The 21,125-nt window shown below is 59.9% G+C and carries 21 protein-coding genes and 1 tRNA gene; 6 read left to right on the forward strand and 16 right to left on the reverse strand.

The window, feature by feature from the left end; all coding sequences use genetic code 11:
• Window positions 1–28: 28 nt before the first annotated feature.
• The 6 genes from gcvH to AC0IXA_RS23950 all read left to right on the forward strand — a co-directional run bounded on the left by gcvH (window position 29) and on the right by AC0IXA_RS23950 (window position 7,235).
• On the forward strand, window positions 29–412 hold the full coding sequence (gene gcvH, locus AC0IXA_RS23925; RefSeq protein ID WP_039758162.1) for a glycine cleavage system protein GcvH: 384 nt from the start codon (window positions 29–31) through the stop codon (window positions 410–412).
• A gap of 11 nt (window positions 413–423) precedes the next feature.
• Entirely contained in the window at window positions 424–3,276 is a 2,853-nt protein-coding gene (gcvP, locus tag AC0IXA_RS23930) for an aminomethyl-transferring glycine dehydrogenase (RefSeq protein WP_471814626.1), read from the forward strand.
• A gap of 204 nt (window positions 3,277–3,480) precedes the next feature.
• The gene (locus tag AC0IXA_RS23935) at window positions 3,481–4,857 is read left to right on the forward strand and encodes an L-serine ammonia-lyase (RefSeq protein ID WP_125925570.1); all 1,377 of its coding nucleotides are present in this window, start codon (window positions 3,481–3,483) and stop codon (window positions 4,855–4,857) included.
• A gap of 51 nt (window positions 4,858–4,908) precedes the next feature.
• Entirely contained in the window at window positions 4,909–6,033 is a 1,125-nt protein-coding gene (gcvT, locus tag AC0IXA_RS23940; RefSeq protein WP_471814627.1) for a glycine cleavage system aminomethyltransferase GcvT, read from the forward strand.
• Between the two features lie 403 nt (window positions 6,034–6,436).
• Window positions 6,437–6,649 carry a cold-shock protein gene (locus AC0IXA_RS23945; protein WP_003227496.1) on the forward strand — a complete coding sequence of 71 codons (213 nt, stop codon included), beginning with the start codon at window positions 6,437–6,439 and terminating at the stop codon, window positions 6,647–6,649.
• A 97-nt stretch (window positions 6,650–6,746) separates the two neighbouring features.
• The gene (locus AC0IXA_RS23950; RefSeq protein ID WP_024014082.1) at window positions 6,747–7,235 is read left to right on the forward strand and encodes an RDD family protein; all 489 of its coding nucleotides are present in this window, start codon (window positions 6,747–6,749) and stop codon (window positions 7,233–7,235) included.
• A 177-nt stretch (window positions 7,236–7,412) separates the two neighbouring features.
• Here AC0IXA_RS23950 and nadA read toward each other — a convergent pair whose 3' ends face one another.
• The 16 genes from nadA to aspS all read right to left on the reverse strand — a co-directional run bounded on the left by nadA (window position 7,413) and on the right by aspS (window position 21,027).
• Window positions 7,413–8,471 carry a quinolinate synthase NadA gene (gene nadA / locus AC0IXA_RS23955; RefSeq protein ID WP_203419237.1) on the reverse strand — a complete coding sequence of 353 codons (1,059 nt, stop codon included), beginning with the start codon at window positions 8,469–8,471 and terminating at the stop codon, window positions 7,413–7,415.
• A 272-nt stretch (window positions 8,472–8,743) separates the two neighbouring features.
• A tRNA-Lys gene (locus tag AC0IXA_RS23960) sits at window positions 8,744–8,819 on the reverse strand.
• A gap of 63 nt (window positions 8,820–8,882) precedes the next feature.
• Window positions 8,883–9,575, reverse strand: coding sequence for a 7-cyano-7-deazaguanine synthase QueC (gene queC, locus AC0IXA_RS23965; RefSeq protein WP_471814628.1), 693 nt, complete (start codon window positions 9,573–9,575; stop codon window positions 8,883–8,885).
• Window position 9,576: 1 nt separating this feature from the next.
• Entirely contained in the window at window positions 9,577–10,224 is a 648-nt protein-coding gene (gene queE / locus AC0IXA_RS23970; protein WP_016770671.1) for a 7-carboxy-7-deazaguanine synthase QueE, read from the reverse strand.
• A 167-nt stretch (window positions 10,225–10,391) separates the two neighbouring features.
• Window positions 10,392–11,231 carry a tol-pal system protein YbgF gene (gene ybgF / locus AC0IXA_RS23975; RefSeq protein ID WP_024014085.1) on the reverse strand — a complete coding sequence of 280 codons (840 nt, stop codon included), beginning with the start codon at window positions 11,229–11,231 and terminating at the stop codon, window positions 10,392–10,394.
• Window positions 11,232–11,237: 6 nt separating this feature from the next.
• Window positions 11,238–11,735 carry a peptidoglycan-associated lipoprotein Pal gene (gene pal, locus AC0IXA_RS23980; protein WP_003178634.1) on the reverse strand — a complete coding sequence of 166 codons (498 nt, stop codon included), beginning with the start codon at window positions 11,733–11,735 and terminating at the stop codon, window positions 11,238–11,240.
• Window positions 11,736–11,787: 52 nt separating this feature from the next.
• On the reverse strand, window positions 11,788–13,068 hold the full coding sequence (tolB, locus tag AC0IXA_RS23985) for a Tol-Pal system beta propeller repeat protein TolB (RefSeq protein ID WP_016773506.1): 1,281 nt from the start codon (window positions 13,066–13,068) through the stop codon (window positions 11,788–11,790).
• A gap of 17 nt (window positions 13,069–13,085) precedes the next feature.
• Complete coding sequence (gene tolA / locus AC0IXA_RS23990) at window positions 13,086–14,162, reverse strand: cell envelope integrity protein TolA (RefSeq protein ID WP_016773505.1); 1,077 nt, start codon at window positions 14,160–14,162, stop codon at window positions 13,086–13,088.
• Window positions 14,162–14,614, reverse strand: a complete 453-nt coding sequence (gene tolR, locus AC0IXA_RS23995) for a protein TolR (RefSeq protein WP_160767866.1) — start codon at window positions 14,612–14,614, stop codon at window positions 14,162–14,164. The genes tolA and tolR overlap by 1 nt, the downstream gene beginning before the upstream one ends.
• Window positions 14,615–14,637: 23 nt before the next feature.
• Complete coding sequence (tolQ, locus tag AC0IXA_RS24000) at window positions 14,638–15,333, reverse strand: protein TolQ (protein WP_008080223.1); 696 nt, start codon at window positions 15,331–15,333, stop codon at window positions 14,638–14,640.
• A complete protein-coding gene (gene ybgC, locus AC0IXA_RS24005; protein WP_041479792.1) occupies window positions 15,323–15,790 on the reverse strand; it encodes a tol-pal system-associated acyl-CoA thioesterase in 468 nt (155 codons plus the stop codon). The genes tolQ and ybgC overlap by 11 nt, the downstream gene beginning before the upstream one ends.
• Window positions 15,791–15,917: 127 nt before the next feature.
• Complete coding sequence (gene ruvB / locus AC0IXA_RS24010; protein WP_471814629.1) at window positions 15,918–16,979, reverse strand: Holliday junction branch migration DNA helicase RuvB; 1,062 nt, start codon at window positions 16,977–16,979, stop codon at window positions 15,918–15,920.
• Complete coding sequence (gene ruvA, locus AC0IXA_RS24015) at window positions 16,980–17,588, reverse strand: Holliday junction branch migration protein RuvA (RefSeq protein ID WP_024014088.1); 609 nt, start codon at window positions 17,586–17,588, stop codon at window positions 16,980–16,982.
• 114 nt (window positions 17,589–17,702) lie between these two features.
• On the reverse strand, window positions 17,703–18,230 hold the full coding sequence (gene ruvC / locus AC0IXA_RS24020) for a crossover junction endodeoxyribonuclease RuvC (RefSeq protein WP_016773501.1): 528 nt from the start codon (window positions 18,228–18,230) through the stop codon (window positions 17,703–17,705).
• Window positions 18,231–18,385: 155 nt separating this feature from the next.
• The gene (locus AC0IXA_RS24025) at window positions 18,386–19,132 is read right to left on the reverse strand and encodes a YebC/PmpR family DNA-binding transcriptional regulator (RefSeq protein WP_076563942.1); all 747 of its coding nucleotides are present in this window, start codon (window positions 19,130–19,132) and stop codon (window positions 18,386–18,388) included.
• Between the two features lie 119 nt (window positions 19,133–19,251).
• A complete protein-coding gene (aspS, locus tag AC0IXA_RS24030) occupies window positions 19,252–21,027 on the reverse strand; it encodes an aspartate--tRNA ligase (protein WP_064365013.1) in 1,776 nt (591 codons plus the stop codon).
• Window positions 21,028–21,125: the final 98 nt, after the last annotated feature.

Below are 21,125 nucleotides of genomic sequence, written 5' to 3' on the forward strand. Positions count from 1 at the left end.
AGACGAGTCTGGCCCCTGAGGAGTTTCCATGAGCGAGTTGCGTTTTACTGAAGATCACGAATGGCTGCGCACCGAAGCCGACGGCAGCGTTACTGTCGGCATCACCGCATTCGCGCAGAACGCCTTGGGCGACGTGGTGTTCGTGCAACTGCCTGAGCTGCAGGCTTACGAAAAAGGCGCTGAAGCCGCCACCGTGGAATCGGTGAAAGCCGCCAGCGGCGTGTACATGCCGCTCGATGGCGACGTGCTGGAAGTCAACCCGGCGCTGCAAGACGCTCCTGAGCTGGTCAACGAAGATCCGCTGGGCGAAGGCTGGTTCTTCCGCTTTCAGCCAAGCGACGCCGCCGCTGTCGGCAAATTGCTCGATCAGGACGCTTACGACCGCCTGATCAAAGCCCAAGCCGAAGCCTGAGGAATTACCCCATGACCGCCATCAATCTCGGTACCGCCAACGAATTCATCGCCCGTCACATCGGCCCGCGCGCCGGTGACGAGCAAGCCATGCTCAACAGCCTCGGCTTCGATTCCCTCGAAGCCCTGAGCGCCAGCGTCATCCCGGAAAGCATCAAGGGCACCAGCGTGCTGGGCATGGACGACGGCCTCAGCGAGGCCGACGCCCTGGCGATGATCAAAGCCATCGCCGGCAAGAATCAGCTGTTCAAGACCTACATCGGCCAGGGCTACTACAACTGCCACACGCCGTCGCCGATCCTGCGCAACCTGCTGGAAAATCCGGCCTGGTACACCGCTTACACCCCGTACCAACCAGAAATTTCCCAGGGCCGTCTCGAAGCGCTGCTGAACTTCCAGACCATGATCAGCGACCTCACCGGCCTGCCGATCGCCAACGCCTCCTTGCTCGACGAAGCCACCGCCGCTGCCGAAGCCATGACCTTCTGCAAACGCCTGAGCAAGAACAAGGGCAGCCACCAGTTCTTCGCCTCGATCCACAGCCATCCGCAGACCCTCGACGTGCTGCGCACCCGTGCCGAGCCGCTGGGTATTGACGTGGTCGTGGGTGATGAGCGCGAACTGACTGACGTCACGCCGTTCTTTGGCGCGCTGCTGCAATACCCTGCGAGCAACGGTGATGTGTTCGACTACCGCGAGCTGACCGAGCGCTTCCACGCCGCCAACGCTTTGGTCGCTGTGGCCGCTGATTTGCTGGCCCTGACGCTGCTGACCGCACCGGGCGAATTCGGTGCCGACGTCGCCATCGGTTCGGCGCAACGCTTCGGCGTGCCGCTGGGCTTCGGTGGCCCGCACGCCGCTTACTTCTCCACCAAGGATGCGTTCAAGCGCGACATGCCGGGCCGCCTGGTCGGCGTCTCGGTTGACCGTTTCGGCAAGCCAGCGCTGCGTCTGGCGATGCAGACCCGCGAGCAACACATCCGCCGCGAGAAGGCCACCTCGAACATCTGCACCGCCCAGGTGCTACTGGCCAACATCGCCAGCATGTACGCCGTCTACCACGGCCCGAAAGGCCTGACCCAGATCGCCAACCGCGTGCATCACCTGACCGCGATTCTGGCCAAGGGCCTGACCGCGCTGGGCGCTCAAGTCGAGCAGGCAAACTTCTTCGACACCCTGACCGTTGCTACCGGCGCACACACCGCCGCGCTGCACGACAAGGCGCATGCTCAGCAGATCAACCTGCGTGTGATCGACGCTGAACGTCTGGGCCTGTCGGTCGACGAAACCACCACTCAGGCTGATATCGAAACCCTGTGGGGCCTGTTCGCCGACGGCAAGACCCTGCCGGACTTCGCTGCGCTGGCCGCCTCGGTGCAGAGCACCATTCCTGCTGAGCTGGTGCGCCAGTCGCCGATCCTCAGCCACCCGGTGTTCAACCGTTATCACTCGGAAACCGAGCTGATGCGCTACCTGCGCAAACTGGCGGACAAGGACCTGGCACTCGATCGCACCATGATCCCGCTGGGCTCGTGCACCATGAAACTCAACGCCGCCAGCGAAATGATCCCGGTGACCTGGGCCGAATTCGGTGCACTGCACCCGTTCGCCCCGGCCGCACAAAGCGCCGGTTACCAGCAACTGACCGACGAGCTGGAAGCGATGCTCTGCGCCGCCACCGGTTACGACTCGATCTCGCTGCAACCGAACGCCGGCTCACAAGGTGAATACGCAGGTCTCCTGGCAATCCGCGCCTACCACCAGAGCCGTGGCGATGAGCGCCGCGACATCTGCCTGATCCCGTCGTCGGCTCACGGCACCAACCCGGCCACCGCGCAAATGGCTGGCATGCGCGTTGTCGTCACCGCATGCGATGCCCGTGGCAACGTCGACATTGAAGACCTGCGCGCCAAAGCGATCGAGCACCGCGAACACCTCGCCGCGCTGATGATCACCTACCCGTCGACCCACGGCGTGTTCGAAGAAGGCATTCGCGAAATCTGCGCGATCATTCACGACAACGGCGGCCAGGTGTACATCGACGGCGCCAACATGAACGCCATGGTCGGCCTCTGCGCACCGGGCAAGTTCGGCGGCGACGTTTCGCACCTGAACCTGCACAAAACCTTCTGCATCCCGCACGGCGGTGGCGGCCCGGGCGTCGGCCCGATCGGCGTCAAATCGCACCTGACCCCGTTCCTGCCGGGCCACGGCCAGATGGAACGCAAGGAAGGCGCGGTCTGCGCGGCGCCGTTCGGCAGCGCAAGCATTCTGCCGATCACCTGGATGTACATTCGCATGATGGGCGGCGCTGGTCTGAAGCGCGCTTCGCAACTGGCGATCCTCAATGCCAACTACATTTCCCGTCGCCTCGAAGAGCATTACCCAGTGCTCTACACCGGCAGCAACGGCCTGGTGGCGCACGAGTGCATTCTTGATCTGCGTCCATTGAAAGACAGCAGCGGCATCAGCGTCGATGACGTCGCCAAACGCCTGATCGACTTCGGTTTCCACGCGCCGACCATGTCGTTTCCGGTCGCCGGCACGCTGATGATCGAGCCGACCGAAAGCGAATCCAAGGAAGAACTGGACCGCTTCTGCGACGCGATGATCCGCATCCGCGAAGAAATTCGCGCAGTGGAAAACGGCACCCTGGACAAGGAAGACAACCCACTGAAAAACGCCCCGCACACCGCAGCGGAACTGGTTGGCGAATGGACGCACCCGTACAGCCGCGAGCAAGCGGTGTACCCGGTCGCGTCGCTGATCGAAGGCAAATACTGGCCGCCGGTCGGCCGGGTCGACAACGTCTTCGGCGATCGCAACCTGGTGTGCGCCTGCCCGTCGATCGAAAGCTACGCTTAATGGAATGAGGGGCTGAATATCGGCCCCGATTTCAGCAACACCCTAGATCCCCCTGTGGGAGCGAGCCTGCTCGCGAAGGCGCCATTTCAGCCAGCGTAAATGTTGGCTGATCCGACGCTTTCGCGAGCAGGCTCGCTCCCACAAGGGATCTGCACCGATGTCAAACTGCGCCAATCCCCATAACAAGAAACCGGAGAACCACTCATGTCGTTAAGCGTGTTCGACCTGTTCAAGATTGGCATCGGCCCCTCCAGTTCCCACACCGTCGGCCCGATGCGTGCTGCTGCGCGTTTCGCCGAAGGGCTGCGCCGGGAAAACCTGCTGACCAGCACCGCCAGCGTGCGTGTCGAGCTGTACGGTTCGCTCGGCGCTACCGGTAAAGGACACGGCAGCGACAAAGCCGTGCTGCTCGGCCTCGAAGGCGAACATCCGGACACTGTCGACACCGAAACCGTCGCCGCGCGCCTGCAAGAAATTCGCGGCAATGGCCGACTGAATCTGCTCGGTGAACACAACATCGCGTTCAACGAGAAAGACCATCTGGCGATGATCCGCAAACCGTTGGCCTATCACCCCAACGGCATGATCTTTCGCGCCTTCGACGCAGCGGGGATTCAGATCCGCAGTCGCGAGTACTACTCGGTCGGCGGTGGTTTCGTTGTCGATGAAGATGCGGCCGGTGCCGATCGCATCGTCGAAGACGCCACGCCACTGACCTTCCCCTTCAAAAGTGCCAAGGATTTGCTCGGTCATTGCGCTACCTATGGCCTGTCGATCAGTCAGGTGATGCTGACCAACGAGAGCGCCTGGCGCCCTGAAGCGGAAACCCGTGCCGGCCTGCTGAAAATCTGGCAGGTGATGCAGGACTGCGTCGCTGCCGGCTGTCGTAACGAAGGCATTTTGCCGGGCGGCTTGAAGGTCAAACGCCGGGCGGCGGCGCTGCATCGGCAATTGTGCAAGAACCCGGAATCGGCGCTGCGCGATCCGCTGTCGGTGCTCGACTGGGTCAATCTTTATGCGTTGGCGGTCAACGAAGAAAACGCCAACGGCGGGCGCGTGGTTACTGCGCCCACCAATGGCGCGGCGGGCATCATTCCGGCGGTGCTGCATTACTACATGCGTTTTATCCCCGGGGCGAATGACGACGGCGTCGTGCGCTTTCTGCTGACCGCTGCCGCAATCGGCATTCTCTACAAGGAAAACGCTTCGATCTCCGGCGCCGAAGTCGGTTGTCAGGGTGAAGTCGGCGTGGCCTGTTCGATGGCGGCCGGTGCTCTGTGCGAAGTGCTCGGAGGCAGCGTGCAGCAAGTCGAGAACGCCGCGGAAATCGGCATGGAACACAACCTCGGCCTGACCTGCGACCCGATCGGCGGTCTGGTGCAGGTGCCCTGTATCGAGCGCAACGCGATGGGCTCGGTGAAAGCCATCAACGCCGTGCGCATGGCCATGCGTGGTGACGGTCAGCATTTCGTCTCCCTCGACAAAGTCATCCGCACCATGCGCCAGACCGGCGCCGACATGAAAAGCAAATACAAGGAAACCGCCCGCGGCGGCCTGGCGGTCAACATTATCGAATGCTAATTAGCCCCCTCTCCCTGCGGGAGAGGATTGGTATGAATCAAGGAGTCCCGCATGACCACCGAACACCTGTCGAAAACCCCGCTACACGCACTGCACCTCGAACTCGGCGCACGCATGGTGCCGTTCGCCGGCTACGACATGCCCGTGCAATACCCGCTCGGCGTGATGAAAGAACACCAGCACACCCGTGAGCAAGCCGGGTTGTTCGACGTTTCGCACATGGGCCAGATTCGTCTGACCGGCGCCAATGCGGCCAAAGCCCTGGAAACCCTGGTGCCGGTGGACATCATCGACCTGCCGGTGGGCATGCAGCGTTATGCGATGTTCACCAACGAAAGCGGTGGCATTCTCGATGACCTGATGGTCGCGAATCTGGGCAATGACGAGCTGTTCCTGGTGGTCAACGCCGCGTGCAAGGATCAGGATCTCGCGCATCTGCAAAAACACATCGGCGATCAGTGCACCATTACGGCGCTGTTCGAAGAGCGCGCCCTGCTCGCCCTGCAAGGTCCGGCAGCCGTCACCGTGCTGGCGCGTCTTGCGCCGGACGTGGCGAAGATGACGTTCATGCAGTTCAACCGCGTGTCGTTGCTGGGCGTGGACTGCTTTGTCAGCCGTTCGGGCTACACCGGTGAAGACGGTTTCGAAATCTCGGTACCGGCCGCTGAAGCGGAGAAACTAGCCCGTGCCCTGCTAGCCGAGCCAGAGGTCCAGGCCATCGGCCTTGGCGCCCGCGACTCGCTGCGTCTGGAAGCCGGCCTGTGCCTGTACGGCCATGACATGAACACCGAGACCACACCGATCGAAGCCAGCCTCCTGTGGGCGATCTCCAAGCCACGCCGCGCCGATGGCGCACGGGCCGGGGGCTTCCCGGGCGCCGAGCAAATTTTCGCGCAGCAACAAAATGGCGTGTCACGCAAACGCGTCGGCCTGCTGCCGCAGGAGCGCACCCCGGTGCGTGAAGGCGCAGAAATCGTCAACGAGGCCGGCGAGATCATCGGCAGCGTCTGCAGCGGCGGCTTTGGTCCGACCTTGGGCGGGCCATTGGCGATGGGATACCTTGACACCGCTTACGTCGCGCTCGATACACCTGTGTGGGCCATCGTCCGTGGGAAAAAGGTGCAAATGCTTGTAAGCAAAATGCCATTTGTTCCACAACGCTACTATCGCGGTTGATCGACTGTTTCTATAAGTAACGCGATTGCGTTAAACGTGCACTAATGTGTAACGCAATCGCCATAAAACAGTGCGTTTTTTAACATCCGTTTCGAATATGAACGTTGCTTATAACGCTTGCTGAAAATAGAACCAGACAATCGTCTAAGACTGAACTAGTTTGCTGACGAAATGCCATGAAGAGCAGTAAAACCGGGGCCTTCGCAGGGCTTGTTTTTTCTCCCGTAGTTGGCGTAGAGTTTGTCCACTGTGTTTGCATGGGTCAGCTTGGAATCGTGACCTGGGCAGTAGCCTACAAGTTAGCTACATCCCGCTCGACGTCTTCTTACTCCTTGCAACCAGCTCCAGTACTCTTTCATGTGAAAGGGGCTGTCATCAATTTATGCGTCAAAGGAAATAAGAAATGTCCACACGTCAGAGCGGTACCGTCAAGTGGTTTAACGACGAGAAAGGTTTTGGTTTTATCACTCCAGAAAGCGGTCCGGATCTGTTCGTACATTTCCGCGCCATTCAGGGCAACGGCTTCAAGAGCCTGAAAGAAGGCCAGAAAGTGACTTTCGTTGCTGTGCAAGGCCAGAAAGGCATGCAGGCTGACGAAGTACAAGCAGAAGCCTGATCTTCTGATACGAAAAAGCCCCTGATATTGATATCAGGGGCTTTTTTGTGCGCGCTAATCCGTAAAATGGCGCTTCCATTCGCGTCCCGAGGCTGCCATGTCGAAACACCTGCTCACGCCGCAAGGGGACTTTCCCCCCGTTGCTCTCGGTCGTCGTCTGGCGGCAATGTTCTACGACTTCCTGCTGTGCACCGCCCTGCTGATCGTCACCGGCTTCATCTACAAGTTGATCCAGGCGGCGATCATTGGCGAAGAACGCCTGCGGGTGATGACCGACGCCGGCCAGCTCGATGGTGATCCGCTGTATTCCACAGTGCTGCTGTTGGTATTGTTCGGCTTCTTCGCCAAGTTCTGGACCCACGGCGGGCAGACACTGGGCATGCAGGTGTGGGGGATCCGCGTGCAGAACGCCAACGGCACGGCCATCAGCCTGTGGCAGGCGCTGTTGCGCTTTATGGTGTCGATCGCGTCGTGGTTGTGTGTCGGGCTGGGGTTCTTCTGGTCGCTGTTCGACAAGCAGAAACGCACTTGGCATGACATCTATTCGGATACCCGTGTGGTGCGGATCCCGAAGAAGAGCAAATAATTTCCATACTCAAGAGTCCCCCCTGTGGCGAGGGGATTTATCCCCGTCCGGCTGCGTAGCAGTCGTAAAGAAGCACACGCGGTATCCCTGATATGCCGCGGTGTTTGATTTAGGGCGGCTTCGCCACCCAACGGGGATAAATCCCCTCACCACAGGGCTCTCTACTACAAAGGGTAGTCAGGCGTTACCGGCCAGCTTCATCCGCGCTGCCTGGGTGAAGTCCAGCATGCGCTTCAATGGGCGGATCGCTTGAGGAATCAGCGCCGGATCGACAAAGATCTCGTTGGTGCCTTCTTTCAAGCTCTTGAGCGTGCGCTCAAGGGTGTTCATGGCCATCCACGGGCAATGTGCGCAACTGCGACAAGCCGCGCCGTTACCGGCGGTAGGCGCTTCGATGAAGACTTTGTCCGGGCACAGCTGCTGCATCTTGTAGAAGATGCCACGGTCGGTGGCGACGATCAGGGTCTTGTTTGGCAGGCTTTGCGCGGCGGCGATCAACTGACTGGTAGAACCGACGGCATCCGCCAGTTCGATCACCGAAGTCGGCGACTCCGGATGCACCAGAATCGCTGCGTCCGGGTACAGCGCTTTCATGTCTTCGAGCTGCTTGGACTTGAACTCTTCGTGGACGATGCAGGCACCGTCCCAAAGCAGCATGTCGGCACCGGTCTTGCGCTGAATGTAAGTGCCCAGGTGCTTGTCCGGGCCCCAGATGATCGTCTCGCCGTTGTCCATCAGGCTTTCGACGATTTCCAGTGCGCAGCTCGAAGTCACCACCCAGTCAGCCCGAGCCTTCACCGCGGCGGAAGTGTTGGCATACACCACCACGGTACGTTCCGGGTGCTGGTCGCAGAACACCGAGAACTCATCGACCGGGCAACCCAGGTCCAGCGAGCAGGTCGCCTCCAGGGTTGGCATCAGCACGCGCTTTTCCGGGTTGAGAATTTTTGCCGTCTCGCCCATGAACTTGACGCCGGCGACCACCACGGTCTTGGCCGGATGGGCGTTGCCGAAGCGGGCCATTTCCAGGGAGTCGGAAACACAGCCGCCGGTTTCTTCGGCCAGGGCCTGAATCACCGGATCGCAATAAAAGTGGGCGACCAGCACCGCGTCCTGAGCCTTGAGCTCGGCGGCGATGGCGGAACGGTAATAAGCCTCCTCTTCTGCCGTCAGCGGTTTAGGCTGCTTGGCGTCGAGGTGGGCTTGAACCAGAAGGCGTTCGGAAATCTGCGTCATGTTCGCAAGACCTGCAGGCGCATTCGCGCGAAAGTCGAGTATACACCCGGCTCCGGACCACTAGAGGGTACCGCCGGGAGAGTGAGTATCATCAGGCACGGGACAGCGTTGAAGCTGCGCAAGGCTACAGAATATCCCGTTGATACAAAAGATGATTCTGACCTGCGTCAGGTGTGGCCGCGCTGAAACATCGAACGCCTGAATTGCAGGCAAAAAAAAACCCGGAAATCCTCACTTTCGTGGGCCTTCCGGATTTTCTAAACCGCCAAATATGGTGGGTCGTGTGGGATTCGAACCTACGACCAATTGGTTAAAAGCCAACTGCTCTACCAACTGAGCTAACGACCCGCTGTGTGGTGGCGCGTATAATACTGATTTTTAAGGACTATTCAACACCTTTTTTGAAAAAGATCAAAAATAAGGGGTTGGATCCTCCACACCAGCTGCCGCGAAGCCTTCCGCACGCAGGCGGCAGCTGTCGCATTTGCCGCAAGCGCGGCCGTCATCGTCTGCCTGATAGCAGGAAACCGTCAGGCCATAATCCACGCCCAGCTTCACGCCAGCCTGGACGATCTGCGCCTTGCTGAGATTTTGCAGTGGCGCCTGAATGCGGAAGCCGTTGCCTTCCACGCCGGCCTTGGTTGCCAGGTTGGCCATGCGCTCGAACGACTCGATGAACTCGGGACGGCAGTCCGGGTAGCCGGAATAATCCACTGCGTTGACGCCGATGAAAATATCGCGCGCGCCGAGCACTTCGGCCCAACCCAATGCCAACGACAGGAAAACCGTGTTACGCGCCGGCACGTAAGTCACCGGAATGCCTTCGCCCAGCTCTTCCGGAATGTCGATGCTGGTGTCGGTCAGCGCCGAGCCGCCCATGCCATTGAGGTTCAGCCCGATGACCTTGTGCTCGACCACACCCAGGTCGCGAGCAACGCGGGCGGCGGCGTGCAATTCGGCATGCGAGCGCTGGCCGTAATCGAAGCTCATGGTGTAGCAGGCGTAGCCTTCGGCGCGTGCCATCGCCACCACGGTGGCCGAGTCGAGGCCGCCGGACAACAGGATCACCGCACGTTTTTGAGTAGTGTTCAGTTGTTCAGTCATCTCAGCGCCCCGGCTCGTCGTTCCAAAGATATTTATGCAGCTGCAATTGCAGGCGTACCGGCAGGTTGTCCGCCACCACCCAGTCCGCCAGTTCCCGAGCATTCAGGTCGTGGTGACTCGGCGAAAACAGTACTTCGCCGGCGCGCTGGTCGAGACCGTACTGGATCAGCTTGGAAACCGCCCAGTCGTAGTCTTCCCGCGAGCAGATGACAAACTTCACCTGATCGTTGCGGGTCAGCAGTTCGATGTTCTCGTATCGGTTGCGATGGGCTTCTTTCGAGCCCGGCGTTTTCAGATCGACGACGCGACTGACACGCGGATCGACAGCGGATACGTCGAGGGCGCCGCTGGTTTCCAGCGAGACCTCGTAACCGGCATCACACAACCGCTCAAGCAAAGGAATGGCGTTCGGCTGAGCCAACGGCTCACCGCCGGTGACACAAACGTAGCGCGGACGATATCCGGCCACTTGCTCAAGGATGTCGTCGAGGGTGCGGACGGTGCCGCCGCTGAACGCGTAAGCGCTGTCGCAGTACTGGCAACGCAACGGGCAACCGGTCAGGCGCACGAAAACCGTGGGCAGCCCGGCAGTCCGAGTTTCACCCTGCAACGAGTAGAAAACTTCGGTAATTCTCAATGTGTCTTGCATAGTCGCCACGGGCGTAACAGCTAAACAGGCTGTCCGCCTCCGTCAGGCACTTCAGGCAATCCCGCCAACGCGTAGACCACAAGAAGCGTGTTTCAGAAAAAGGGCGTGAATTCTAACGAAAAAACCCGCGACAAGCGCGGGTTTCTTCAAAACACGGATGAACAGGCTTACATGCGCTGTAAATCACGCTGGGCCAGCTGCGCGGCGGAAGTGCCCGGATATTGCGACACCACCTGCTGCAGAATGCCTTTGACCTTGTCGGTGTGACCGAGGCGGCGCTCTACGTCAGCCAGCTTGTACAGCGAGTCCGGCACTTTGTTGTGCTTGGGATACAGCTGCGAAACCTTGGCAAAGGCCTGACCTGCACCTTGCAGATCACCCTTGGCCAGGTTCACTTCGCCCAACCAGTACTGAGCGTTGCCCGCGTACTGGCTGTTGGGGTATTTGCGCAGGAAAGCGGCGAAGGCCTGGCTGGCCTTGTCGAAATCCTTGGCTTTGATCAGGTCGAAAGCGGCATCGTAATACAGCTTTTCCTTGGCCGGATCAGCCGGTTCGCTACCCGCGGCAGGTGCCTGGGCTGCCGCAGCAGCACCCGCGCCTGCGGCAGCACCGGCAGCAGCACTTGCATCGCCACCGGCAGAAGAATTCTCGGGAGTCGCGGCTGGTGCAACGCCGGATCCTATGCGCCGATCAAGATCCTGGTATCGCTCCAGGGATTCCTGCTTCATGCGCGAAACCTGATTCTGCAGTTCTTCGATCACGCCCTGTTGGCGCGAGATCTGATCCTGCATCTGTTGCAATTGGTTGAACAGCATGCCTTGTGCCGAGGCAGGGGCCGAAGCCGCTCCCCCGGCATAGGCGCCGTTCGTACCGTAACCCGCAGGCGGATAACTGCTCCCGCTATTGTTATAACCGGAGTTGTCATCGACCACAGGAACCGCAGCCCACGCCGCAAGCGGCGCGAGGCTGAGAGCCAGAACAGTTACAGCACGACGGCACGTTCGCATATCGAATTACTTACGCAGTTCGACGCGACGGTTCTGGGCCCAGGACTGCTCGTCGTTGCCGGTAGCAACTGGACGCTCTTCGCCGTAGGAAACCAGTTCCAGCTGAGCTGGGGAAACACCTTGCAGTACCAGGTAGCGCTGAACGGCTTTCGCACGACGCTCGCCCAGTGCCATGTTGTACTCACGAGTACCACGTTCGTCGGTGTTGCCTTCCAGAACAACGCGAGCGCCGTTTGCTTTCAGGTCTTTGGCGTGAACGTCCAGAGCGCGCATGGCTTCTGGCTTCAGGTCCGAGCTGTCGTATTCGAAGTAGAAGGTGGTGATTGCGCGCAGAGCAGCTTCTTCGCTCAGGGAACCGTCAACGGCACCAGTGTTTGCGCCGTAACCAGCGTTTGGATCAACAGCGCCTTCACCGGCGTTGTCGCCGCCTTTGGACGAGCAACCTACAGCTACAGCCATGGCCAGAGCCAGCGCAGCAAATTTACCAAACTTCAGCATTTCCATCGTGAAACTCCTAATGAACCCCAGTGTGTTAAGTAAAACGTGTAGCGCCCGCTCACTTCAGGTAAGGGGACCAGGACGGTTCTCTGACTTCGCCTTGAGCGGTAGGAAGCGGGAGCCTCACGCGCCCATTAATGGACACGAGCATCAAGACTCCCCGGCCCTGTTGGCGGGTGGCGTAGATTACCATGGTGCCGTTGGGCGCAACAGTAGGTGACTCGTCCAGAGTGCTATCAGTGAGGATCTTTACACTACCCCGCTGCAGATCCTGAGCTGCCACCTTGAAATTGGTGAAGCCATCCTGACGATGGATCATCACCAAAGTCTTTTCATCAGCCGACAGTTTCGGGTTGGCGTTGTAGTTGCCCACGAACGTCACACGCTCGGCACCACCGCCACCGACGCTGGTTTTATAGATTTGCGGCTTGCCGCCACGGTCCGAGGTGAAATAGATGGTCGAGCCATCCTTGCCCCAGAACGGTTCGGTATTGATGCCCTGGCCGTTGGTTACGCGGCTGATCTGACGCGAACCGAGGTTCATTACGTAGATGTCCGGGTTACCGTCTTTCGACAGCACGAACGCCAGGCGATTGCCGTCCGGCGACCAGGCTGGCGCGCCGTTGAGGCCTTCGAAGTTGGTGATCTGCTCACGGCGACCGGTGTCGATGTTCTGCATGAAGATACGCGGACGCTTCTGCTCGAACGACACGTAGGCGATACGCTTGCCATCCGGTGCAAAACGCGGCGACAGAATCGGCTCGCGCGATTGCAGCAGAGTCACTGCGCGTGCGCCGTCATAGTCGGAGCGTTGCAGGGTGTAACGGGTGTTCTTCTCGGAAAAGCGCTCGGCCGTTACGTAAAGCAGACGCGTCGAGAAGGCACCTTCAATGCCGGTCAGCTTCTGGAACGACTGATCGGAAATGAAGTGCGCCATGTCACGGATCTGGTCGGTCGTACCGGAGACACTGCCGTCCGCCACTTTCTGTTCGGTGGCGACGTTGAACAGTGCCCACTGCACCTGCAGGCGACCGCCCGCTGGAGCGATGCTGCCGACCATCATGTACTGAGCACCCACCGCCTTCCAGTCACGGAAGATGATTTCGCTCGGCTGGCTTGGCTGGCTGATCATGTTGGCTTTCGGAATCGGCGAGTAATAGCCCGAGTTGCGCAAGTCGTTGCCAATGATTTCAGCCATGTCATCCGGCAGCACGGCGCCGCCCTGCATGCCGAACGGTACGACGGCGATCGGAGTAGCCCGATCGCTGCCGCTGGTGACCAGAATGTTCTTTTCATCTGCCGCCGCGATCCCTGCCATGCAGCAGATCACGACCAGCATTCCTCGAAGAAGGTTTCTCACAAGGCTAGATCCTCAGGTGTGAATGTCATCTTGAATGAACGATACGGAGCGAAATCGCTCGGCTTCATTCCCTGCATTTCTGTCAAACGTCCAATATTCTTCACTGCCGCGACTGCCGAAGCATCGAACGGACCGTCACCGCTGGACTTGGCCACGCTGACCGAGGTCACCGTACCGTCCGGCAACATGCCGATTTGCAGCACGACCGTCATGCCTTTGCGCGCCGAAGGAGGACGAGCCCAGCCTTCTGCTGCGCGAGCGCGAATCAGGTCATCGAAACTGCCGGCAACCTCGTCACCCTGCTCATCGGCCAGGGCCTGCTGACGCTGCGGCGTGTCGGAAAGCAGATCTGCCAGGGCCTGGGCCTTTTTGTCTTCGGCAGATTTGCGTGCCGCTTCCTGCGCTTTCTTCTTCGCAGCATCGGCAGCAGCTTTCTTCTTCGCGTCTTCGGCGACTTTCTTCTTCGCCTCTTCAGCTTCAGCTTTCTTCTTGGCGTCTTCGGCGGCTTTCTTCTTCGCGTCTTCGACGATCTTCTTCTTGGCTTCTTCGGCAGCGGCTTTCTTCGCCTCTTCCTCAGCAGCCTTCTTCGCTTCGTCTTCGGCCTTCTTCTTGGCTATATCAGCCAATTGTTTCTCTTCGGCCTTTTTCGCTTCGGCTTTTTTCGCGTCGTCGGCTTTCTTGGCTTCATCAGCCTTTTTCGCTTCGTCCGCTTTCTTCGCCTCGTCGGCCTTCTTGGCTTCCTCGGCCTTTTGAGCCGCTTCCTCTTTCTTTTGTTCCGCCGCCTTCACCGCTTCCTGCTCGATCTTTTTCTGTTCCATCTGTTCGACTTCGGTCTGGCGCGCGGCGGATTTCTTCGCCTCACCCGCAATCTTCTGATTGGTCTGGGTGGTCGCCTGACTTTTCGATTTCAGCTGGTACAGAGTCGCCTGGACGATCGGCTTGGCCGGCGGCAGTTCGGGCGTGAAGGCAAAACTGACGAACAGCATGCCGAACACCAGCACGTGCAGGACGATTGCCAGAACACTAGGCCAGAAGTAGCTTTCCGAGGCGGACGGCTCTCGCTGTTGCTGCATCAGGGGGCCTCGGTAATCAGACCAACGTTACCGACCCCGGCTTTCTGCAACCCGCCCATGGCACCCATGACGGCGCCGTAGTCGACAGTCTTGTCACCACGAATGAATACCTGGGTGCGTTTGCCGCCCTCGGTGCCGGCGCGGATGATCTTGGTCACCGCGTCAGTCATCTGTGGCAGGGTCATGGCCCTGTCCTGTTGCTTCTCGGTGTCGACTTCGCTGCCAAGGTTCCAGTAGTAGGTCTTGTCAGCCTTGATCGAAATGGTCAGGACCTGGGTGTTGTTGTCCTGCGGCAAGGCTTCGCTGGAAACCTTGGGCAGATCAACTTTCACGCCCTGATTGAGCATCGGCGCGGTCACCATGAAGATGACCAGCAGCACCAACATCACGTCGATGTAGGGCACCACGTTCATCTCGGCGACCGGCTTGCGCTTTTTGCGAGCTCGAGCGATTAAAGCCATCGGGAAATACCTGCTTATTCTTCGCTGGTGTGCACTTTGCGGTGCAGGATCGCCTGGAATTCATCGGCGAAGGTGTAGTAGCGGCCCAGCAAGGTTTCGCTGCGCGCAGCAAAACGGTTGTAAGCGATGACCGCCGGGATCGCAGCGAACAGGCCGATCGCGGTGGCGATCAGGGCTTCGGCGATACCCGGAGCAACGGTGGCGAGGGTCGCTTGCTGAGCGCTGGCCAGACCGCGGAAGGAGTTCATGATCCCCCAAACGGTACCGAACAGACCGATGTACGGGCTGACCGAACCAACAGTGGCGAGGAACGGCAGGCTCTGCTCGAGTTTCTCTTCTTCGCGCGAGATGGCCACGCGCATGGCACGGGCGACACCTTCCATCACCGCCTCTGGATCGACCCCTGGCTGCTGACGCAGACGGGAGAATTCCTTGAAGCCGGCACGGAAGATCTGCTCCACGCCCGAATCCGGATCAGGGTTGCTGCCAGCCTGACGGTACAGTTTGGACAGGTCGATACCCGACCAGAAGCGCTCTTCGAAGCTCTCCAGGGCGCGTCGACCGGCGCGCAGCAAATTGCTGCGCTGAAAGATCATGATCCATGAGGTCACCGATGCGGCCACCAGGGTCAACATTACCAACTGCACCACGATGCTGGCATTGCTGACCAGGCTCCACATGGAGGAATGGTCGACGACGTTAGCTTCCACGCTTTATCTCCTGCTTTGAGTGTGTACCCGGGCCGACCGCGTCGGCGAAGGCCGCACGCAGGTCTTCGGGAAGGGCCCGGGGTTTCAAACTGTCGGTGCGCACGCAGGCCACCAAAAACTGCCCTTCGCAGAGCAGCACATTATCCGTGGCCCGCCTGACCTGCTGTTTGAAGCGCAGGCTGGCACGGTTCAATTCGATTACATCAGCGCTTACCAGCAATTCGTCGTCCAGTCGCGCCGGCGCGTGGTAGCGCGCTTCGCTGGAATGCACGACGAACAACAGGTCCTCTCCGGCAAGCACAGATTGGGCAAAGCCCAGTTCCCGCAGCCGCTCGGTTCGAGCCCGTTCCATAAACTTGAGGTAATTAACGTAATACACGATGCCGCCCGCATCGGTGTCCTCGTAATAAACGCGACAACGATGTGCGAACGGCTCAAGCCCGTTTTGCGCGCGCATACTCTAGTGCTTACTCCTCAGGTTGCCAATCCGGCCAGACAACTGTTTTTCGTGGTTTCAAAGCTTTAACGCAAAAGTACCGTCGTCTGACAGTACAAACCCTGAATAAATCACCAGCAAATGTGTATCAATCGTCGACGGCGTCGAGAAACTCGCCTGCCACGGGCATCTCGCCCATGCGTGACGGAACATTCAAACCAAAGTGCAGGTAGGCATGCCGCGTCACTACCCTGCCCCGAGGCGTGCGCATGATATAGCCCTGCTGGATCAGATACGGTTCGAGCACGTCTTCAATGGTGTGGCGTTCTTCACTGATCGCCGCCGCCAGACTGTCGATACCGACCGGGCCGCCGTCGAACTTCTCGATCATGGTCAGCAGCAGACGCCGGTCCTGATGATCGAAACCATGTTCGTCGACATCCAGCAGATTCAGCGCCAGATCCGCCACCGCTTTGGTGATGTGACCCTTGGCGCGTACTTCGGCGAAATCGCGCACCCGCCGCAGCAGACGGTTGGCGATTCGCGGTGTGCCACGGGCGCGACGGGCGATCTCGAACGAACCTTCCGGATCCAGCGGCAGACCGAGAATCGCCGCCGAACGACTGACGATGGTTGCCAGATCCGCGGTGCTGTAGAACTCCAGGCGCTGGACGATACCGAAGCGGTCACGCAGCGGATTGGTCAGCATGCCCGCGCGAGTGGTGGCGCCCACCAGAGTGAAAGGCGGCAGATCGAGCTTGATCGAGCGCGCCGCCGGCCCTTCGCCGATCATGATGTCGAGCTGAAAATCTTCCATGGCCGGATACAGCACTTCTTCAACGATCGGCGACAGACGATGGATTTCGTCGATGAACAACACGTCGTGCGGCTCAAGATTGGTCAGCAACGCGGCCAGATCACCCGGACGCTCCAGCACTGGCCCAGAGGTGCTCTTGATCGACACACCCATTTCCTGGGCAATGATGTTCGCCAGCGTAGTCTTGCCCAGCCCCGGTGGGCCGAAGATCAGGGTGTGATCGAGGGATTCACTGCGGCCACGGGCAGCCTGGATAAACAGCTCCATCTGCTCGCGCACGGTCGGCTGGCCAATGTAGTCGGCCAGACTGACCGGGCGGATGGCCCGGTCCTGGACTTCTTCGCGCTCGCGCGGGCTGTGCGCGGCGGCGATCAGACGATCAGCTTCAATCACTTAAATCATTCCCTTCAGAGCGCGGCGGATCAGGTCTTCGCTGCTCAGGTTCTTGTCTTTGATCGCGGAAATCGCCTTGCTCGCTTCCTGCGGCTTGTAGCCCAGCGAGATCAACGCACTGACCGCATCGGTCTCGGCGCTGTTGACCGGTGCCGGGCCGTCCGGCTGATTCGGCACCAGCGCGAACATCGCCGGCGAGGTTTCCCAGGCCTTGAAGCGGTCTTTCAATTCCACCAGCAAACGCTCGGCGGTTTTCTTGCCAACCCCCGGGACCTTGGTCAACGCCGAAGTGTCCTGAGACTGCACGCAGCGCACCAACTCATCGACTTCCAGGCTCGACATCAACGCCAGCGCCAGTTTCGGTCCGACCCCGTTGAGCCGGATCAGCTCGCGAAAGAAGTCTCGCTCACGCTTGCCGGCAAAACCATAGAGCAATTGCGCATCTTCGCGTACGACCAAATGGGTGTGCAGGGTCAGCGGTTCACCGACCGACGGCAACCGATAAAGCGTGGTCATCGGCACTTCCACCTCATAGCCGAGGCCATTGACATCGAGAATCAGGTGCGGCGGCTGTTTCTCAGCCAGGGTGCCGCGCAAGCGTCCAATCACGTTTTGAATCCTTGAGCGCTGGCCAGCCGTGGGCTGGCGACGATTGAAGGTGGCTTGCGCGCCGGCAACACAGGCACCGCAAAACCACTTTCAGGAAAATTGATGCTGATGCTATCAGAGACGCAGGCGCCCGCCACGACTGCGTGCGGTTCCCAGCCCGTGCGGCAGCAGGCTTGAGCGCGTGTGCGCATGGCAAATGGCGATCGCGAGGGCGTCGGAGGCGTCGATCTGCGGCTTGCTCGTCAACTTGAGCATGTGCATGACCATCATCTGCACCTGCTCCTTATTGGCCGCACCGGTGCCGACCACCGCCTGTTTGACTTGCGTGGCGGTGTACTCGGCGATTTCCAGACACTCTTCGGCGCCGGCGACAATCGCAGCGCCCCGTGCCTGTCCGAGCTTCAGCGCCGAGTCGGCGTTTTTCGCCATGAACACCTTTTCGATGCCCATGGTCACCGGGCCGTAGGTCTTGATGATTTCGCGCACGCCGCGATAGACGATCTGCAGACGTTCATGCAGCTCGCCGGAGCCGGTGCGAATGCAGCCCGAGGCCACATAGATGCAGCCGCCGCGCCCGGTATCGCGAACGATCCCGTAACCGGTGATGCGCGAACCGGGGTCGATACCAAGAATTAGAGTCATAACGCCTGCAGATTCATAAAACGATTTACCTGACAGCCAATAGCAAATGTGGGAGCGAGCCTGCTCGCGAAGGCGGTATGTCAGCAGATACAGGTGCTGAATGACACACCGCTTTCGCGAGCAGGCTCGCTCCCACAGGGAAGACTAGTCGCTTATCAGCCAAGCTGAGCGGCGACGTCTTCCGGGATATCCGCGTTGGAGTAGACGTTCTGCACGTCGTCCAGGTCCTCAAGCATGTCGATCAGCTTGAGCACCTTCTCCGCACCTTCCAGATCCAGCTCGGCGCTGGTGGTTGGCTGCATGACGATTTCCGCGTCGTCGCCCTTGAACCCGGCCGCTTCCAGCGCGTTGCGCACCGCATAGAAACCGGTGAACGAGGTAAATACATCGATCGAACCGTCGTCGTGGGTGACCACGTCATCGGCATCGGCTTCCAGTGCCGCTTCGGTCAGTGCGTCTTCATCGACACCCGGAGCGAAGCTGATCTGGCCCTTGCGCTCGAACAGATACGCCACCGAACCGTCAGTGCCGAGGTTGCCGCCACACTTGCTGAACGCATGACGCACGGCTGCGGCGGTACGGTTGCGGTTGTCGGTCATGCACTCGACCATCACCGCCACGCCGCCCGGGCCGTAACCTTCGTAGGTCAGTTCTTCAACGTTGTCCGCTTCAGTGGCGCCGGCACCGCGCGCGACGGCACGGTCGATGATGTCGCGGCTCATGTTGGCGCTCAACGCCTTGTCCAGAGCCAGACGCAGACGCGGGTTGGAACCCGGATCGCCGCCACCCTGACGGGCCGCAACGGTCAGTTCACGGATCCATTTGGTGAAGATCTTGCCCCTCTTGGCATCCTGACGTTCTTTGCGGTGCTTGATGTTTGCCCACTTGGAATGACCTGCCATAACTTGCTCCGAATGCTCTTTGAAACCTTGCCCGCCCTGCTGGTGCAGCGGCCGGCAATTGAAAAATTCGACCTGAGAAAGAAAAAAGGCGCATCCGAAGATGCGCCTTCAGGCCCGTCTTACTCAGCCTTTGGCGTTTCGCGCAGGCGAATGTGCAGCTCGCGCAATGCCTTGGCATCCACTACGCCCGGAGCCTGCGTCATCACGTCGGCAGCACTCTGGGTTTTCGGGAAGGCGATCACTTCACGGATCGACTGGGCGCCGGTCATCAGCATCACCAGACGGTCCAGACCGAAGGCCAGACCACCGTGCGGCGGTGCACCATACTTCAGTGCGTCGAGCAGGAAGCCGAACTTCTCTTCCTGTTCCGCTTCGTTGATGCCCAGCAGGCGGAATACCGCTTGCTGCATTTCCTTGCGGTGAATACGGATCGAACCGCCGCCCAGCTCGGTGCCGTTCAAGACCATGTCGTACGCACGGGACAGTGCGCCGGCCGGGTTGGCTTCGAGTTCCTGCGGGGTGCACTTCGGTGCGGTGAACGGGTGGTGCAGCGCCGAGAAGCTGCCGTCGTCGTTCTCTTCGAACATCGGGAAGTCGACGACCCACATTGGTGCCCACTCGCAGGTCAGCAGCTTGAGGTCGTGACCCAGCTTGATACGCAGCGCGCCCAGGGCTTCGCTGACGATCTTGGCCTTGTCGGCACCGAAGAACACGATGTCGCCATCGACTGCGCCAACGCGATCGAGGATCACGTTGAGCTTGTCTTCAGGGATGTTTTTCACGATCGGCGATTGCAGGCCTTCAACACCGGCAGCACGCTCGTTGACCTTGATGTAAGCCAGGCCCTTGGCACCGTAGATGCCGACGAACTTGGTGTAGTCGTCGATCTGCTTGCGCGGCATGCTCGCCCCGCCTGGAACGCGCAGTGCGGCGATGCGGCACTTCGGATCGTTGGCCGGGCCGCTGAATACCTTGAAATCGACTTCCTTGAGCTGGTCGGCAACGTCGACCAGTTCCAGTGGAATACGCAGGTCCGGCTTGTCCGAACCGTAACGGCGCATGGCTTCTTCGAAGGTCATGTGCGGGAATTCGCCGAATTCCAGATCCAGCACTTCCTTGAACAGGTTGCGGATCATCTGCTCGGTCAGGCCCATGATCTCTTTTTCATCGAGGAAGCTGGTCTCGATGTCGATCTGGGTGAATTCCGGCTGACGGTCGGCACGCAGGTCTTCGTCACGGAAGCACTTGGCGATCTGGTAGTAACGGTCGAAGCCGGCCACCATCAGCAGTTGCTTGAACAGCTGCGGCGATTGCGGCAGGGCGAAGAACGAACCGGCGTGGGTACGGCTCGGCACCAGATAGTCACGCGCGCCTTCCGGGGTGGCCCGGGTAAGGATCGGCGTTTCGACGTCGAGGAAGCCGTTCTCGTCGAGGAAGCGGCGGATGCTGGTGGTCATGCGCGAGCGCAGACGCAGCTTCTCGGCCATTTCCGGACGACGCAGATCGAGGAAGCGATAGCGCAGGCGGGTTTCTTCGCCGACGTCGGAGAACTCGTTGAGCGGGAACGGCGGGGTTTCCGACTCGTTCAGCACTTCCAGTTCATAACCCAACACTTCGATCATGCCCGAGGCCATGTTGGCGTTGGTCGCGCCGGCCGGACGCAGACGCACCTTGCCGGTGATCTTCACGACGTATTCGCTACGCACGCGATCGGCAGCGGCGAAGCTCTCGGCGCGATCCGGGTCGAACACCACCTGGGCCAGACCATCACGATCACGGATGTCGAGGAAAATCACCCCGCCGTGGTCGCGGCGACGGTGAACCCATCCGCAAAGGGTAATTTCCTGGCCTTCCAGGCTTTCGTTCAGTTGGCCGCAATAGTGGCTGCGCATCATGGTGTGGTTCGCTTCTCGTAATTCGAAATTCGGTGGAGATCCGGCCGCGATCAAGCAAGGCGGAAACTCACGCGTGTCGTTCGTTCAGGGTTGGAACC

The sequence above is a fragment of the Pseudomonas sp. AC083 genome (genome assembly GCF_979253165.1).

What these genes read in the sequence shown, in the direction of transcription:
- gcvH (WP_039758162.1), top strand. Translation starts at nt 29, where the DNA reads ATGAGCGAGTTGCGTTTTACTGAAGATCACGAATGGCTGCGCACCGAA.
- gcvP (WP_471814626.1), top strand. Translation starts at nt 424, where the DNA reads ATGACCGCCATCAATCTCGGTACCGCCAACGAATTCATCGCCCGTCAC.
- AC0IXA_RS23935 (WP_125925570.1), top strand. Translation starts at nt 3,481, where the DNA reads ATGTCGTTAAGCGTGTTCGACCTGTTCAAGATTGGCATCGGCCCCTCC.
- gcvT (WP_471814627.1), top strand. Translation starts at nt 4,909, where the DNA reads ATGACCACCGAACACCTGTCGAAAACCCCGCTACACGCACTGCACCTC.
- AC0IXA_RS23945 (WP_003227496.1), top strand. Translation starts at nt 6,437, where the DNA reads ATGTCCACACGTCAGAGCGGTACCGTCAAGTGGTTTAACGACGAGAAA.
- AC0IXA_RS23950 (WP_024014082.1), top strand. Translation starts at nt 6,747, where the DNA reads ATGTCGAAACACCTGCTCACGCCGCAAGGGGACTTTCCCCCCGTTGCT.
- nadA (WP_203419237.1), bottom strand. Translation starts at nt 8,471, where the DNA reads ATGACGCAGATTTCCGAACGCCTTCTGGTTCAAGCCCACCTCGACGCC.
- queC (WP_471814628.1), bottom strand. Translation starts at nt 9,575, where the DNA reads ATGACTGAACAACTGAACACTACTCAAAAACGTGCGGTGATCCTGTTG.
- queE (WP_016770671.1), bottom strand. Translation starts at nt 10,224, where the DNA reads ATGCAAGACACATTGAGAATTACCGAAGTTTTCTACTCGTTGCAGGGT.
- ybgF (WP_024014085.1), bottom strand. Translation starts at nt 11,231, where the DNA reads ATGCGAACGTGCCGTCGTGCTGTAACTGTTCTGGCTCTCAGCCTCGCG.
- pal (WP_003178634.1), bottom strand. Translation starts at nt 11,735, where the DNA reads ATGGAAATGCTGAAGTTTGGTAAATTTGCTGCGCTGGCTCTGGCCATG.
- tolB (WP_016773506.1), bottom strand. Translation starts at nt 13,068, where the DNA reads ATGCTGGTCGTGATCTGCTGCATGGCAGGGATCGCGGCGGCAGATGAA.
- tolA (WP_016773505.1), bottom strand. Translation starts at nt 14,162, where the DNA reads ATGCAGCAACAGCGAGAGCCGTCCGCCTCGGAAAGCTACTTCTGGCCT.
- ybgC (WP_041479792.1), bottom strand. Translation starts at nt 15,790, where the DNA reads ATGCGCGCGCAAAACGGGCTTGAGCCGTTCGCACATCGTTGTCGCGTT.
- ruvC (WP_016773501.1), bottom strand. Translation starts at nt 18,230, where the DNA reads ATGACTCTAATTCTTGGTATCGACCCCGGTTCGCGCATCACCGGTTAC.
- AC0IXA_RS24025 (WP_076563942.1), bottom strand. Translation starts at nt 19,132, where the DNA reads ATGGCAGGTCATTCCAAGTGGGCAAACATCAAGCACCGCAAAGAACGT.
- aspS (WP_064365013.1), bottom strand. Translation starts at nt 21,027, where the DNA reads ATGATGCGCAGCCACTATTGCGGCCAACTGAACGAAAGCCTGGAAGGC.